Here is a 14,884-nt window from a genome sequence, read left to right on the forward strand (position 1 = left end):
CTATTCTCTACGCTAGTTTAACAGACTTCTTCTCTGTTAACAATGTAGGCATAACAAAAAACGACATGTAGGCATAACAGATTTTGTGTTAATCATGTTGTTATGCCTAACAAATCAAAGTGTAGTGATTGTTAATTTTTGTTATGACTAACACATTGCATACAAACGTTAACAATTATGATTCCTAACAAGTGTCAAGTGTTAACAAATTTTTCTAGTTGTTATGCCTAACAGGTAAAATCATGTAGTAATTTGTTAAATCTGACACTATACCTGACACTATCTGTCAGAGTTTAGGAACAAAAGGAACCGAAATCCTTATTTTAAAATTTAAAAAAACTATGGTCCCAAGCGACGGAGTTGAACCATCGACAACCCGGTTTCTGTATGCCTGATATGCTGTTATTCAGTCAGCCATCTAAAGCCAACAACTACAGCCGGGAGCTCTACCAGGCTGAGCTAGCTTGGGACAAAAACAACGAAGTATTCTAGTATTAAAAAACTATCGAAGCCAAACTATTCTGATTAGAGATCATATGTGTTTTGTATAGGCATAAATACCATCTTTTAAGAAAAGAAGTTCGTTGACAGAACAGCAACTATCTTACTCTGGTTACGTCTGTGCTCCTTATTTGCACAATCATGAGTCTGTTAAATTAAAAGACATATGGATGTCTTCAAGCAATATTGAGGCATTATACTTTGTAACTGGAACATTTTCAGATGAGAGCAAACCCTACTTTTCTGAATCATCGAATCATTATATTTTGGGAAAATTCAAAGATAGCCAATTTATCGTAGATGATTTAATCAAACATAATCAAGAAAAAACATCTTTTATTTTTAATGTGCAAAACGAATTATTTCAAAGAATTGTATCTGGGGAGACAAATTTTGTTACTGTTTACTATTTAGAATATGGGGAATCTCATGATGATTTTCAAGAAGTTGCAGATATTTTATTAAAACGAGAAAAAATCTGTGTTGGTGGATTAGGTCACATGAATACATATTGTAAATTGCCTCAAAAATTCACTTTTCCATATTCCAACAATGTTGTAATAATTGAGGTTGCTAGTGAAAAAGGTCATCAAAGCGTAAAAAAGTACTGCGACCAAACTAAACGCGATGTGAATCGAAAAGGGTTAACGATGACTAATTTGTTGAGTCTCTCAATTCTTGAAAAATTAAAGTAAAAACTATCTATTTAAATTACTGATGGATCATTTTAGTAATTTTTTATCAATTTTTGTAATTGCTTGAAAAAGTGTAAATGTTAAATATTCGACTAAAATCAGCTTCATCATGAGTAAGCCTGCTGATCTTGGTTCATTGAAAATAGGTTCTTACATTTTACTTCCAGTATCTGATCAACCTGATGGTGAACCTTGTAGAATTGTAGAATATGATACATCTAAACCTGGAAAACATGGTGCCGCAAAGGCCAGAATCGTAGGAGTGGGTGTATTTGATGGTCAAAAAAGACCCCATGTCGGACCAGTTAGCATGCAAGTTCACATTCCGTTAATTGACAAAAGAGTAGGTCAAGTAATTTCAATAATTGGAGAAACTATCCAAATTATGGACTCGGAAACTTTTGAAACAATTGACGTCACGTTAATCGATGAGGAAATTAACGGAACTGTTGCAAATGGTCAAAATGTAGAATACTGGAATGTTATGGGCCGAATTAAAATCATGCGTATCAAAAGTTAATTCTCAATTAATTTTCATTGTATTCTTTTAGTTTTTTCTATGTTTGTTTTATCTGGTTGATTTATGATTCAATACTGTCCTGAAAATATCTATCTCTCCAAGACATGATCTTATTGAAAATTTCCAAATAATTATTTTCTTTAGTAGTAATATGTATGTGACCATACACATCTTTAAAATAGCCTTCAAAAACCAACGTACATTGTTTTTTAAATAAAGGTATGGTTACTCCTACTTTTTTAATTTTCTTAAACTCATATTTATCAATCCTGATAGTTTTTTCTCTGATTACTAACTGTTTTTTTAAATTATTTTTGTTGATGTTTTTATCCACATGACTATTAATTACATCAGGCCATTTTTGAGTATCAAGTGGCCAATGATGAATATGTACTTTATCTGCCAAGAAATTAATTTCTGAAAATTCATTTTTAGACAATAACTGATTTTGATATTAATTCAACTTAAAGATATACACAACTAGTTTACTAAATACTACTATGTTCTTAAAATCACATGGTTTCTTTTTATCATGCTTTATTTCTCCCATCTATCTTTAATGGATTGTTTTTAGCAATTGCAACTAAAACAAGTATTGATTTTTCTCCCAGTGGAATAGGTTTGATAATTTTTGATATTTTTCAGCCACTTGTAAATGAGCATAATGTTTCTCTTTTTCGATCTGTTGAAATTATGTTGTTACTGCTTCCGTGGATCTCATATGTGCTTGTTGTAATAAAATTTGGAATAAAGGGATTGGTGATTTTTGGAATTATTCTTTTAGTTAGTTATGTTATCTTTAATTATTTTTTAAATTAGTGTATATAAAAAATCTGACACCGATAAATCATCAGTAAGAAAGCTTCGAAATTACTTAATACAATTTAACAAATTATGTTGTAATGAAATACGTAAAATTGTTTTCAGCACTGGCAATTATTATGGCAGTCACAATATCTCCTATGACTGGGGCATTTGCACAAACAGATGTTAATGCCGATGTTAGTGTAACTGCTGAAAAATCTGACAAACAAATCTACAAAGAAAAACAACAACAAGTTCGTGAACAAATCAAAGAACAAAGACAGGATCTAAAGTTACAGTTAACTGATTTGCAAAACTTGCGAAATGACAGATTATCTGCACATGCTGAGATTGATGTAATTCCATCATTGGAATTTACAGGTAAAGTATCTGGTTGGGCAGTTATTAGTGGTCAGGCAGTTCCTGCAACCTTTGATCTTTCTGGTGAAGCCGGAAAAATTGGTCCACGTGGTTGGAAAATAATTGGAACCGCAACTGCTGAAATTGGAGATCGAGATGTAACATTTGATCTTCAAGGTCATGCAAGAGGAAATCATGTTTCTCTTAAAGGAACAACTAACGAATTTGACAATGTATTGATTCATCTCAATGGCTATTTTGCACCAGTAGCTGATGATGCTGGTTCATTTGCACTTGCATTTCACAGATCTGCAATTATCAATGAACAAGCACAAATCAGAATCCCATTGATACTAGTTGGTCAAGTAAATACTACTCCAATTGGTGATACACTTCCATCAGTAGTCGAATCCATAGATATATCCTCAGAATTGACGGCTCTTTTTAATTAAGGGCTATCTCTTTTTATTTTTTTGACTATTTTCCATTATGGGATATATTTGTCTCTTCATTAGTAATGCCAATCACATGTTTGCTGAGAATTCAAGTAATAATTTGGAATATCCACAACTAAAATACTTCATCGCAAAAATTAATACGGATGCTGATGATGAGCGGAAAAGCCGTCTGATGTATGATGAGGATTATGAGTAATGAAGCATCCCACATATCTTTTTCAATGGTTTGTTGATTTTTTATATTGAAATGAAACTTGCATCTCTTTTTTCAGGTGGAAAAGACAGCCTTTATTCTATATTCTTGGCAAAAAAACAAGGCTATGAAATAAATTGTCTATTAAGCATATTTCCTAAATCTGCTGAAAGTCATTTACTACATCATCCTAATTTACAATGGACTAAACTCCAATCCCAATCCATGCAAATTCCTCAATTAATAATCGAATCAAACTCAGATGAGACTAACAATGAAATAATTTTGCTAGAAGAAGTTTTGATACAATCTATTGCTCAATATGGAATTGAAGGAATAGTACACGGTGGTATACAAAGCCAATTTCAAAAAGAAAAATTTGAAAATTTATGTAATAAACTAAATCTCGAATCTGTTACTCCCTTGTGGAATAGTAATCCATTTGAATACATGAATGAATTAATCTCTTCAAATTTCCGATTCATTATTTCCAGTGTCTCGTCTGGAGGATTAGATGATTCATGGCTTGGAAAGATAATTACAAAAAATGACATATCTGTTTTATATGATCTCTCTAAAAAATTTGGTTTTAATTTAAATTTTGAAGGTGGTGAAGCAGAAACGTTTGTTGTTGACTGTCCACTTTTTTCACATTCAATTGATATTATTAAATCTGAAAAAATTTGGGATGGATATAGAGGAAGGTTTGAAATAGTGGATGCGAGGCTAAATTATAATGCTTGATGGTCTTAAGAATAACCTTCGTGATGCAATTAAGAAAATTGTAAAATCTTCTGGTATAGATGAAGAACTTATCAAAGAACTATCAAAAAATGTTCAGAGAGCATTATTGCAATCAGATGTTAATGTTAGATTGGTTCTTGAAATTACAAAGCAAATCGAAATACGATCATTAAATGAAACGCCTCCTCCCGGACTCTCTAGAAAAGATCATATTGTAAAAATTCTATATGATGAACTTGCAAAACTACTAGGAAAAGAATCTGATTTTGATTTTAAATCTGGTAAACAAAACAAGTTAATCATGCTTGGAATCCAAGGTAGTGGAAAAACAACTGTAACTGCTAAACTTGCTAAATTTTTAACCAAACAAGGATATTCTGTTGGTGTTATCGGGGCTGATACGTACAGACCTGGAGCTTTAGTGCAATTAAGAACCATGTGTGAAAAATCTAATGTTGAGGTATATGGTGAACCGAATAACAAAAATTCTCCAGATATTGTGAAAAATGGATTAAAGTATTTTGAATCATTGCCTTTAGATGTGATATTAATTGATACAGCTGGACGACATAAAGAAGAAAAAGATCTTTTGTCTGAAATGGAACAAATTAACAAGGTGGCAGAACCTGACCTCGCAATACTTGTAATTGACGGAACTATCGGTCAACAGTGTTTTAATCAAGCAGAAGCATTTCATAAAACAATTCCAGTAGGTGGAATTATTATTACAAAATTAGATAGCTCTGCAAAAGGCGGCGGTGCAATAGCTGCATCTGCAGCTACTGGTGCTCAAATCATGTATATTGGAACTGGTGAAAGAATTGATGATTTAGAAAAGTTTTCACCAACACGATTTGTTGGCAGATTGCTTGGAATGGGCGATATTCAAGCAGTTTTAGATTTAGCAAAAAGATTAGAAAATGAGGGTGATGACGTTAGACTAAAAAGAATTTCAAGTGGAAAAATGAACATGGATGATTTCTTCTATCAATTGGAAGAAGTTACTAAAGTAGGATCATTGAAAGGATTTCTTGATAATATGCCAGGACTTTCAGGTATGGTTAAAGATGATCAATTAGATCAAATGGAAGGACGAGTTTCTAAATGGAGATTTATTATTCAAAGTATGACAAAGGAAGAAAAAGCAGATCCTGATCTAATGAATTCATCTAGAATTAAAAGAATTTCAAGGGGATCTGGTTGGCCAGAACACGAAGTGAAAGAATTACTAAAAAATTATAAAAATTCAAAAAGTATGATGAAAGCATCAAAAGGAAGACAGATGCAGGGTACTCTTCGTCGCATGGGATTCGGTTAGAATTTTTATTTCTTAAATATTGGAAATTAAAATGACTACTCTTAAAGAAATTATCCCTATCTCAAATGAATTAATGAAAAATTATGGTCTATGCGATAGTTGTCTAGGTAGGCTTTTTTCTAAACAGCTAAATTTATCTTCAAATAAATTACTTGGAAAAAAATTAAAGGCACATGTAAAAAAATCAACAAAAAAATGTTTTATTTGTAAAAATTTATTGGATAATCTTTCTATGTATTTAAAATTGATGTTAGATGCTTCTTCAAAATATAATTATTCTTCAATAGTTATTGGAGCCTTAATCAAACCATCCATTATAGATAGAGATGATTATATAAAATCAAAATACAAACTACGTGGAATTGATAGTGTTAAAACTGATATTACAAAAGAACTTGGAAAACAATTTATAAAAAAAACAAAAAAAATTATTGATTTTTTAAATCCTGATCTTACATTTACAATTAACTTTAAAGATGAATCATGTCAAATACGCTCAAAATCCATTGTATTATACGGACGATATACAAAGTCTGAGCGAGGATTGCCCCAAAAACAAAAGTCTTGTGCTAACTGTTATGGAAAAGGTTGTAAGAGTTGTAACCTTCATGGCATTTCTGAGTATGATAGTGTTGAGGGTAAAATATCTGAATTTCTTTTTACTACATTTGGCGGTACTACTACAAAATTTACTTGGGTTGGAGGTGAAGATCAATCAAGTCTAGTTTTAGGCTCAGGTCGTCCATTTTTTGTCAAACTTCAAAATCCATTTAAAAGAAATATTTCACTCCCCAAAAAAATAATTTCTGATAAAGTTGCTATTCATAATTTAAAAATTATATCTGACCCTCCAAAAACTCCTATTAAATTCAACTCACTAATAGAATTAAAAATATCTACGGAGCATGAAATCATTCCTGAGAATCTGAAGAAATTAAAGAATATGCTTTCAAATTCTGTTGTGGTTTATGAAAAATCTGGAAAACGTTCTGAAAAGACTGTTTCTATTTTAAAATATAAAAAAATATCCAAAAATCTCTTTAATCTCATTATTAAAGCTGAAGGTGGGTTACCTGTAAAACGATTTGTTGATGGCGATGATGTAACACCTGGAATCACTCAAATGATGAGTGATGGGTGCACTTGTGTGGCATTTGATTTTCTTGAAATTAACCTAAATGATAACAATTAACTAATCCCTGTTTTTCAGATTATTCATGCCCATGAGAAAAAAAGGTAAACATGCAAGACGTGCCGATCAACGAGCTGATAGACGTAGAAAAAAGACTGCAAAATCTGGAAAGCCAAAATCTAGATAGAATCAACCTTTTTACATTCTAATTCCGCGAAGTGATACATTGGATCCGTTAGTACGACTAAAAGAAGCCCGTCTTAAAGGACTAATCCCAGATGATGTTTATGATCTTATTGTAAAACGATTTCCTATAACTGTGGAGGGAATTAATAGAATTGAAAAAGCATCTGGGATTCGTTACCCAACTGCTTACGTAGAACCCTCAATTGTTATTTCATCTCCAAATCCTAATTCCTATGAGTTTGGAATATTATTTGCTAGAACAATCCCTATATTTTTTGATGAAAAATTTCATGTAGTGATTCAAATTTCTGCACCTCTGGTTGCATATGGTCTAAAAGGTACAATTCATGCAATTTTGGCACACGAGTTTTTACATTTTCTTGAATTGACTAGAAAAATTTCTAAAATGGATTTACTTTCCGATGAAATTACTGGAAATCTCTTTGAAAGTGTTTATGCTGATGAGGGAAGATTGTTTGAGCCTAAGGCTGTCTTTAAAGATAGAACTCTGTTAGATCACATTACTAAACGATTTCCAGCTGGTTTTAGGGATTACAAATTAGAAGATAAGGTGATGAAATTTTGGATAGAGAAAAATCTCCCAAAAATCAATATTTCACTTGATTCTAACACCGTTAAATTATCTGCTGAATCAATAGCAAAAATAAAACTGGATCCTTTGTTTTTAGATAAAATAGCACAACTTGAACAAAAAAGTGCAAAAATTAGAACAAAAAAACTTTATTGATATTCTTTTATTCTTGCATTTTTGATATTAATGTATAATTATTATGTCTCGAATTAATTTTGTAATTCTGCGATAATTGTTTTAGTTTTAGAAATTATATTCATATAATCAATATTAGGATCTGTGCTTAGTAAAAAGAGATTTTTACCGAATTGAATGCTAATTAAAATGACATTTTCATATTCTGTAACTGACAATTTTTCTTTACCAAATTTATAAGATAAATTTTGAAGACGAGTCCATCTTTCAAAAGTATAGTGAATTGACATTTTGACTTCTTGTTCATTTAGTAATGTTACGTTATCCCGATTTTTTTCAATTACTAAATCACCTTTTGAATCTAAGACTCCTGTGAATCTAACATGTGGATCTACTTCTAATATTTTATTGCATAATTCTTCAAAATCCATTTTTCATCAATCCTTTTAACTCCCACCTGTCTTCTTATTATGTTTTTTTTAAAATATTTTGATATGAAGATTTTTGTGAAAATTAAAACCAATTTTTAATTTAAATTAGACTGATGCTTTATTGATTAAATTCAGTTAATCCACATTTTCCACAAGTGTTTCTGTCTTTATGTTTAGACATGAAAACTCCTTTTCCGCATCTAGAACAATTTTTTCTACCTCTTGTTATTTTGTCCTTGTCTACTTTGAAATATTTATAGACATTTGGACTAGAGCCTTTTTTTCCCGCAGATGCTTTTTTTGCTGCCATTATTCGGTTTTCTCCGCGGTTGCTTCAGCATTTGCATTATCTGCTTCTGCTTGTTTGGCTTTTGTCTTCTCAATTCTTTTGAAGATTATTGGATTAACATGTTTTTTTGCCAATCCTTCATCGTCATAGATGAAGAAAGTTCCTGTAACCAATGCTTTTCCAACATGAGTTTGCAATCTCATAGGAATCACAATTTTTCCAGAAAGTTTGAATTCTTTTGTAATCATATCTACTGCCTCAAGTTTTTTGAGTTTACCGCCTAATCCTGTAAAATTACAGATCAGTTCTCTTCTTGATAGGAAGGCGTTATTTACGTCAGTTACGGTCTGAATAATAGACATGTATCCAAAATCCTTAAGATATTTCATATAAACCTTGATTGATAATAGAGAACAAATTTAAGAAAATTCAGTCTAATCCCCACATGGAACGATATATGATTCATTTAAAAAATAATGGTTACAGTCCTAAAGATTCCTCTTATCTTGTAAATCATGCAAGAAAAATATGTTCCACCATTCCAGCTTCAGTAAGAGTTGCTCGAGTTGCACGTAAATTTTTGGAATTTGACGTCTCTGTAAATCCTGACGATTTAGATCTTGTAATTGAAAAATTATCTCCAATCGGACCTTTGGATAATGCAAGACATATTTTTGAAGAAAAGATTGGGAAGGAAGATGGAACTCGTGATGGTGTCTTTTATTTTAATAATGAACGATTTTGGGAGAGTCATGAATCTTTAGAAGGTGTATGGAAGCAATGCTATGGCAGAGAAAAAGAACTTGTTCAGGGAATTATTCTTCTTGCAGTTGCATTTGCTCATGCACAAAAAAATGAATCTCGTATAGGTATTGGAATGTTGCAGCGAGCATTAGAAAAATTGGGTGACTCTCCTGGAACTTATGGTGAAATAGATGTCGATAGGATTAGAAATAAAATCAAAGAAATGCAAAAAACTGAAGAATTAACTATATTTGAGATTTGATTAAATTAAGAGCTGTTGTCACAACATCTGCTCCTTGAATTAAGCCAATGCTTCCTTTTTTAGCTTGATCTTCAGTAACTCTAGTTGTTCCATCGTTTTTGATAAAATTCCCAGATACTAAAATTGGGACAGGATCATCACTGTGTCCTTTATTGATACACGGTGTCGAATGATCTGCTGAAATAACTATTGCAACTTTATCAAAATCAATATTTTCAAGTAGTGTTTTGAAAAATCTACGGTCAATCTCTTCAATGTTTTTCATTTTTCCAATAGCATCTCCATCATGACCAAATTCATCTGGTCCTTTTAGATGAACGTAAATTGCATTTTGAGTCTCCATTGCTTTTGCAGCTACTCTTGCTTTTTCCTCATAATCTGTTAATCCCCCTGCTTCAAACGCTTTCATCTTTAACACTTCTGAAATTCCAAGTTCTACTGGCATATCTACAATACATGAAAAATTCATAGAATACATTTCATTGATGGGCTTTACGTCTGGATATTTGTTTCCTGCATCTCTTAGTAAAATACAACTCAAACTTTTCTTTTTTTCATTAATTCTTTTTTTATTGATCTGACTTTCTTTCATAATTTGAAGTGATTGTGTCGTAAATTCATTAACTAATTTAGCAGTTTTTTTAGCACTCTCAGTTTCATCTAACGGTAAACATTTTTCAATTCGTAAAAAATCTCCAACTGCTTTTGCTATTCCCATGCCTTCTACTCTGGCATATGCAGGATCAGTGTTAGTGATTTGAGATGATAATTTTTCGTTATCAGTTCTAATTCTTACTGTTACTCTATGACCTATGGTAGGCGATACTACTACCGATGTATTTGGAAACGAAAATTTAATTTTATTTTCGATTTCTTTTGCAACTCCCTCTGCGTCATTTTTTTCAATATGTCTTCCTGCACGTCTATCGATAATAATTCCTTCATCATTTAATGTTGCATAATTTCCTCTTAGCGCTAAATCTCCGTCTTTAAAATCAATTCCTACTCCTATTGCTTCTATTACTCCTCTTCCTGCGTAATCAACATGGTGAAATCTATATCCTAGCATGTTGAAAACTGCAATGTCTGATTCTGGTGCAATTCCTTTTCCTACCGAGATGACTTCTCCTATTACGCCCTTTTGTGCTAATTTATCTAGAGTAGGGGTGGTTGCCGCTTCGAGTGGAGTTTTACCGTCTAGATCTGGATGTGGAAGATCACCTACCCCATCTAAAAGAACATAAATCATATGAATGTCTGAATTATTGATTCTATCCGTATTTCCAAATTTTTTGCTGCTCTCCTTTAAATCTTACATAAAAATATGCGATCATGAAATTTTTAGTTTTGATTTGAGGGATGTTGTTTCTGTTTGCTGTTAGTGTTTATAGAATATGAAAAATCTCAAAATGATATTCTATCATCATTTGTTTTTTATTTTTAATTTCTTGTATATTGGAAAACGTTTTAACATACTTAAACTTCAATTATGAATTATGGGGGACATGCGTAAAGATTATGTTTCTGAACGCTTTATGATCGTCTCTAAAAAAGATGACAAAGTTGTAGATCCAAAAAAATCTCCTTATGCTCCTGGAAATGAATCAATGACAAATCCTTCTGTTCTATCACTAGTTGCAAAAGACGGTATGTTGCAACGTCTTCAGGATAATGAAGATGAATATGTTGAAGGCTGGTCGATTAGAGTATTTGAGAGTAAAAATCCTATAGTTTCTATTGAAACTGAAAATTCATACAGTGACAGACCTCATTATAGTGAACCAGCTTACGGTTATCATTACATTGTGGTTGCATCTCCTAAAGAAAAAGACACTCTTGCTACTATTGATTCTGAACAATGGTCCAACATTCTTGTGGTTGTTCAGGATAGATTACGATGGCTCTATACCCAAAAAGGTGTGACATACGTTTCAATTTATGCTGATCAGGGAGAATCTGCAGGCAGTAAAAACCCACATCCGCATTTGAATATTTTGACCTTTTCAACAATCCCTCCTGTTATTGAAGAAGAAGCAGAAGCTTCCTACAAAATCCTTAACGAAAAAGGTGTATGCCCAATGTGCCAAATTGTCAATGAAGAAATGGGTGGGCCAAGACAAGTTCTTCAAACTGAAGGATTTATTGCATTTTGTCCTTGGTCTCCATCATATCCATACGAATTTTGCATTTCTCCAAAAAAACACACGACTAGTTTTTCTAAAATAACTCAAAAAGAAATTAATGATCTTTCGCTTATTTTACGAGCTACACTTGGTGGTTTGTCGAAAACTGTTAAAGATGTTTCATATAATATGGTATTCCATTTATCTCCTGAAAAGAAAAATAGCAGACAAATTCATTGGCATATTGAAGTTTATCCCATAACTAAACCCTGGTCTGGTCTTGAACGCGGTTATGGTATTTTTCTTAATGACATATCTCCAGAACAGGCAGCTGAGAAACTCGGTGCGTCCTGTAGAAAAGAATTAGCCAATTTGGTTGGTATTGTTTGAATAGTTTAATTATTAACTTGATTTTGTTATTGTAATGGCACTAGAAAAATGGGTAGCAATTGCAAGTATTGGATTGTATGTGATGTTTGTTGGAGAAATTATTTCTGTATTTAATTTTATAATTAACATGCCTGCTAATTTTGAATTTGGAACTTCATTTGAACCAAGTCCAAAAATATTGCAATTCATCTCAATCGGTGTGGCTCCTGCATGTGTTTTATCCGGACTTGCGTTTTTACTATCAAAACGTTATGGTTCTAAGCAAATTGGTTCTATGATTCTTAGTGGTGGAATTATTTTGTTAATTGGAATGGCATATTGTTATTCTCTTTTAGATAAAATTCCTGATTCTTACATGGTTGATGCTGTTGTCATAACTCCGCCTTTGTTCATGGGCGTTTCTATACCTGTGATAATAGTTGGATTGATTTTAATTAAAACAAACAAGAAACGTCCAAAAAAAGAATATTTCTAAGTATGATCAAATCTTAGTGCATTTGCATTATGTTTGAAGCCTAATTTTTCATAAAATGGCTTGACATCATCTACACAATCTAAAATTGTTTTATAACATCCTTGTTCCTTTGCATATCTTAAAAGATATTTTATCATTTTTTCTCCAATCCCTTTCTTTTGATATTTTTTATTTACTACGACATCTTCAATATGCCCAACTTTGCCACCATTGTGGATAAATTTAGTTTCAATCAACAATGTAGTTGCACCTACCACTTTTCCCTCTAATAATGCTACTATGGTTAATTGATCTTGATTCGAATTTATTTTTTCAAATGTTTTTTCTATAGTTTTTTTATCCGTGTTGCTGGTTTGCCGTAATGAATCTAATGTTTGTAAAAATCCATTTGTTAAATCCTCTTTTTGTAATTTTCTAATTGTTAAATCGTTCATTTTTATTATTTTAAATTTTTCCTAGTTTTTGAAGATATTCTTGATTTGCTTTTCTATATGTTGTTTTGTTTCCAATATCCAAAAACCCTTTTTTAGACACAACACTGCTAACTAGTTTATTTTTTGCCATTGCTTTTCTAATCACATCATCCATTCCATAAGGAACATTTTTTGGAATCAACTCCATTATCTCTGGCTCCATCACATAGCATCCAGTATTTACATTTGCAGTGATTTCTGGTTTTTCATTCCATGCAACTACCTTTCCTGTTTTGGTGGTTTCTATTACTCCATATGGTAAATTTGTTTTGTATTCATACAAATTCATTGTTACAAATGATTTTTTTTGTTTATGATGTTTTATCATATTTCGTAAATTGAAATCAAATATGGAATCTCCATACATGCAAACAAAAGTATCGTCAATGAATTCTTCTGCTGTTTTAAGTTGACCTGCGGTTGCTAATGGTTTGTTAGATACCGCATATTCAATATTTACTCCGAAACGTTTGCCATCTTCAAAATAATCTTCAATCGTTTTTCTTAGGTAACTTACACATAACACTATTGATTTTACACCGTTTTTTTGTGTCCATTCTATTAGGTGCTCTAAAATAGGTTTTTCACCCAAAGGAAGCATCGGCTTTGGTAGAAAAGTTGTGTATGGTTGCAATCTTGTACCTAAACCCCCTGCAAGTATTACGGCTTTCATGAATCTATAATTGAGATATGACTATTTATGTTCAAGTATGTATTTCTCTTATAGTTTAAAATTAATTAAATGATCTTGAAACTTTTTCAATAATAGATGCTGGAGTTTTGGCAAAAATAATGATCATTGGTTCTTTACCGAAATCTCCTTTATGATAAATCACATCTGGAGCTGTTTCCAATTTTTTTATTGCGGACCTTATTCCCCACTCTATGGATAATCCTTCTTTAGTCTTAATTTTATTTGGTTCTGAATTTCTATCATAGCTAGAAATAATTAATTTTGTTTTTTTTAATTTTGAAATATTTTCTTCATTATATTTTAAATTAATTGCTGAACGTATTTCTGGAAATTTCTTATTCATAGCAATCAATGCTGTAGCAACATGTTTTGAACCTCCATATTCCAAATCTCCTGCAATCATGACCTTATTCCCAGTTTTAACTATTCTCCCTGCAATTCCTACTACATCTTTAATTGATTTTGGATTTATTTTTGAAAAGACAAAATTTGTTTGGCATTCCGGAATATTTTTATAAATATTTTTGATTCCAATGAATTTGTTAACCCCATTTGATAATTCAATTTGAATATTATCTCTTTTTTTTATTTGTGTAATTTCTATCCCACGTCCAATATTTTTGGCATTTTTTATTGAATTGTACGTGAATTGTTTTGAAAACTTGGCTGATTCTTTTAATAATTTTCCATCTGCTAATGAAACTAGTAGTGCAGATGAATAATTACAACCACTACCATGATTAGTTTTTGGAATTATGTTGCTCGATACAGTGTATTTTGTTTTTTCTTCTAATATGAAATCTGAGATTTTCTTATTTTTTGTTTCTATTCCTGTAATTATGACGCTTTTTGCACCCATCTTTTGAATTTTTAGAGCAGCCTTTAGAAGTGATTTTTTTGAATTTATTTTAATTTGAGATAAGAATTCTGCTTCGAATTTATTTGGTGTAATAACTGTCGCTAATGGAATTAAATATTTTTTAAAATCTTTAATTGCATTTTTTTCTATTAGTAAGCCTCCTGTGGTTGATTTTATTACTGGATCTAATACAATTGGAATCTTTAACTGTTTTAATTCATTATGTATTATTTTTATTATGTCTGAATTGTATACCATTCCAATTTTTATTCCGTCTATTTTAAAATCTGAAATCAATAATTCAAGTTGATTTTTTAATATTTTTTTTGACACCGGTTGAATCATTCCAAAATCAGATGTATTTTGTCCTGTTACTGCGGTAATGACAGTCAACCCATACTCATTTAACATATCGAATGTTTTAACATCGCTTTGTATGCCAGCTCCAGATGATGGATCAGAACCACCTATTGAAAGTAAATTCATTTAGTATTATCTAATTTGAT

The 14,884-nt window shown here is 31.4% G+C and carries 19 protein-coding genes and 1 tRNA gene; 11 read left to right on the forward strand and 9 right to left on the reverse strand.

The features are described from left to right. Positions 1-342: 342 nt before the first annotated feature. Positions 343-469, reverse strand: a tRNA-Tyr gene (locus MY1_RS02435). A 115-nt stretch (positions 470-584) separates the two neighbouring features. Here MY1_RS02435 and MY1_RS02440 point away from each other — a divergent pair. Then, positions 585-1,196: a hypothetical protein gene (locus MY1_RS02440; protein ID WP_048109523.1), complete on the forward strand. Its 612-nt coding sequence runs from the start codon at positions 585-587 to the stop codon at positions 1,194-1,196. A gap of 109 nt (positions 1,197-1,305) precedes the next feature. Then, positions 1,306-1,716 carry a translation initiation factor IF-5A gene (locus MY1_RS02445; RefSeq protein ID WP_007549986.1) on the forward strand — a complete coding sequence of 137 codons (411 nt, stop codon included), beginning with the start codon at positions 1,306-1,308 and terminating at the stop codon, positions 1,714-1,716. A gap of 61 nt (positions 1,717-1,777) precedes the next feature. On the opposite strand, the gene MY1_RS02450 is transcribed toward MY1_RS02445, so the two are convergent. Next, positions 1,778-2,155, reverse strand: coding sequence for a hypothetical protein (locus MY1_RS02450; RefSeq protein WP_007549987.1), 378 nt, complete (start codon positions 2,153-2,155; stop codon positions 1,778-1,780). Between the two features lie 77 nt (positions 2,156-2,232). On the opposite strand from MY1_RS02450, the gene MY1_RS02455 reads away from it, so the two are divergent. The 6 genes from MY1_RS02455 to MY1_RS02480 all read left to right on the forward strand — a co-directional run bounded on the left by MY1_RS02455 (position 2,233) and on the right by MY1_RS02480 (position 7,659). Continuing rightward, entirely contained in the window at positions 2,233-2,535 is a 303-nt protein-coding gene (locus MY1_RS02455) for a hypothetical protein (protein ID WP_007549988.1), read from the forward strand. 83 nt (positions 2,536-2,618) lie between these two features. Next, on the forward strand, positions 2,619-3,332 hold the full coding sequence (locus MY1_RS02460) for a hypothetical protein (protein ID WP_048109524.1): 714 nt from the start codon (positions 2,619-2,621) through the stop codon (positions 3,330-3,332). A 253-nt stretch (positions 3,333-3,585) separates the two neighbouring features. Continuing rightward, positions 3,586-4,275: a diphthine--ammonia ligase gene (locus MY1_RS02465; RefSeq protein ID WP_007549990.1), complete on the forward strand. Its 690-nt coding sequence runs from the start codon at positions 3,586-3,588 to the stop codon at positions 4,273-4,275. Then, on the forward strand, positions 4,268-5,593 hold the full coding sequence (locus tag MY1_RS02470; protein ID WP_007549991.1) for a signal recognition particle receptor subunit alpha: 1,326 nt from the start codon (positions 4,268-4,270) through the stop codon (positions 5,591-5,593). The genes MY1_RS02465 and MY1_RS02470 overlap by 8 nt, the downstream gene beginning before the upstream one ends. A gap of 31 nt (positions 5,594-5,624) precedes the next feature. Continuing rightward, positions 5,625-6,785 (forward strand): tRNA pseudouridine(54/55) synthase Pus10, encoded by a 1,161-nt coding sequence (locus MY1_RS02475; RefSeq protein ID WP_007549992.1) that lies wholly within the window; start codon positions 5,625-5,627, stop codon positions 6,783-6,785. A gap of 166 nt (positions 6,786-6,951) precedes the next feature. Then, entirely contained in the window at positions 6,952-7,659 is a 708-nt protein-coding gene (locus MY1_RS02480; RefSeq protein WP_007549994.1) for a hypothetical protein, read from the forward strand. 53 nt (positions 7,660-7,712) lie between these two features. Here the strand turns inward: MY1_RS02480 and MY1_RS02485 are convergent, their stop codons facing one another. The 3 genes from MY1_RS02485 to MY1_RS02495 all read right to left on the reverse strand — a co-directional run bounded on the left by MY1_RS02485 (position 7,713) and on the right by MY1_RS02495 (position 8,720). Further along, complete coding sequence (locus MY1_RS02485) at positions 7,713-8,069, reverse strand: DUF6659 family protein (protein WP_007549996.1); 357 nt, start codon at positions 8,067-8,069, stop codon at positions 7,713-7,715. 118 nt (positions 8,070-8,187) lie between these two features. Then, complete coding sequence (locus MY1_RS02490; protein WP_007549998.1) at positions 8,188-8,379, reverse strand: 30S ribosomal protein S27ae; 192 nt, start codon at positions 8,377-8,379, stop codon at positions 8,188-8,190. After that, entirely contained in the window at positions 8,379-8,720 is a 342-nt protein-coding gene (locus tag MY1_RS02495; RefSeq protein ID WP_048109527.1) for an eS24 family ribosomal protein, read from the reverse strand. Before MY1_RS02495 ends, MY1_RS02490 begins: the two co-directional genes overlap by 1 nt. Positions 8,721-8,803: 83 nt before the next feature. Here MY1_RS02495 and MY1_RS02500 point away from each other — a divergent pair, with 83 nt between their 5' ends. After that, positions 8,804-9,364: a DUF309 domain-containing protein gene (locus tag MY1_RS02500; protein WP_048109529.1), complete on the forward strand. Its 561-nt coding sequence runs from the start codon at positions 8,804-8,806 to the stop codon at positions 9,362-9,364. On the opposite strand, the gene MY1_RS02505 is transcribed toward MY1_RS02500, so the two are convergent. After that, on the reverse strand, positions 9,348-10,613 hold the full coding sequence (locus MY1_RS02505) for a BPG-independent phosphoglycerate mutase family protein (RefSeq protein ID WP_007550002.1): 1,266 nt from the start codon (positions 10,611-10,613) through the stop codon (positions 9,348-9,350). The two genes, MY1_RS02500 and MY1_RS02505, sit on opposite strands and share 17 nt — an antisense overlap. Positions 10,614-10,860: 247 nt before the next feature. Here MY1_RS02505 and MY1_RS02510 point away from each other — a divergent pair, with 247 nt between their 5' ends. Both MY1_RS02510 and MY1_RS02515 read left to right on the forward strand, forming a co-directional pair. Next, complete coding sequence (locus MY1_RS02510) at positions 10,861-11,877, forward strand: galactose-1-phosphate uridylyltransferase (RefSeq protein ID WP_048109531.1); 1,017 nt, start codon at positions 10,861-10,863, stop codon at positions 11,875-11,877. Between the two features lie 34 nt (positions 11,878-11,911). After that, entirely contained in the window at positions 11,912-12,352 is a 441-nt protein-coding gene (locus MY1_RS02515) for a hypothetical protein (protein WP_007550004.1), read from the forward strand. Here MY1_RS02515 and MY1_RS02520 read toward each other — a convergent pair. From MY1_RS02520 to thiD, 3 genes are all read right to left on the reverse strand, one after another. After that, entirely contained in the window at positions 12,349-12,786 is a 438-nt protein-coding gene (locus tag MY1_RS02520; RefSeq protein ID WP_007550005.1) for a GNAT family N-acetyltransferase, read from the reverse strand. The genes MY1_RS02515 and MY1_RS02520 overlap by 4 nt on opposite strands. Before the next feature lie 10 nt (positions 12,787-12,796). Beyond that, positions 12,797-13,498 (reverse strand): nucleotidyltransferase family protein, encoded by a 702-nt coding sequence (locus tag MY1_RS02525; protein WP_007550006.1) that lies wholly within the window; start codon positions 13,496-13,498, stop codon positions 12,797-12,799. Positions 13,499-13,559: 61 nt separating this feature from the next. After that, entirely contained in the window at positions 13,560-14,864 is a 1,305-nt protein-coding gene (thiD, locus tag MY1_RS02530; RefSeq protein WP_007550007.1) for a bifunctional hydroxymethylpyrimidine kinase/phosphomethylpyrimidine kinase, read from the reverse strand. Positions 14,865-14,884 lie beyond the last annotated feature (20 nt).

It is taken from the genome of Nitrosarchaeum koreense MY1 (assembly GCF_000220175.1).
Taxonomy (GTDB): Archaea; Thermoproteota; Nitrososphaeria; order Nitrososphaerales; family Nitrosopumilaceae; genus Nitrosarchaeum; species Nitrosarchaeum koreense.